Origin of the sequence: Pseudoalteromonas sp. NEC-BIFX-2020_002 (assembly GCF_013002825.1) — a bacterium.
GTDB classification, from domain to species: Bacteria; Pseudomonadota; Gammaproteobacteria; order Enterobacterales; family Alteromonadaceae; genus Pseudoalteromonas; species Pseudoalteromonas neustonica.
In genome coordinates, this window is sequence record NZ_JABEPJ010000052.1 from 1 (window position 1) to 627 (window position 627).

General features: G+C 38.1%; 2 rRNA genes. Both read left to right on the plus strand.

What is annotated here, in order from left to right:
* Positions 1–79: ribosomal RNA gene (locus HJP15_RS21605) — 16S ribosomal RNA — on the plus strand; the annotation flags it as partial.
* Positions 80–520: 441 nt separating this feature from the next.
* Positions 521–627 (plus strand): 23S ribosomal RNA (locus tag HJP15_RS21610); the annotation flags it as partial.

Sequence of the window (627 nt, forward strand, 5' to 3'; positions counted from 1 at the left end):
TACCACGGAGTGATTCATGACTGGGGTGAAGTCGTAACAAGGTAGCCCTAGGGGAACCTGGGGCTGGATCACCTCCTTATACGATTTAGAACTTATTTGTTCGTAGTGTCCACACAGATGATTGTTAGTTAGTTTTACCCTTTGGGTTTAACTAATTAATATGCTCTTTAAAAATTTGGAAAAGCTGATAATAAAATTCGTATGAATAACATTGTTATTTGTACAGAGTTTTCAAAAGTAAAAAAGAATGATAGCAGTATCATTCAGTGCCATTTAATTGTTTCTTTGAAATGATTGATTGGTATCTACTTTAGTATTCAATATTAACTTCTGGCGAAGTTAAACTGTCACTAACGTATGACTGGATCTAACGATTTAGTATTGCGACGTGTATTTGATACTTAGGCAACGCCGCTGATATTTTTGTTGCTGGGCGCATAACGTGTTATGTAACCAAGCAAAAATTGATAGCAAGGCAGCATAAGTAACAAAGACCAAGCAAGACCCGTTTGGGTTGTATGGTTAAGTGACTAAGCGTACACGGTGGATGCCTTGGCAGTTGGAGGCGATGAAGGACGTATTAACTTGCGATAAGCCTAGTCAAGCTAGTAAAAAGCACTTGAGACT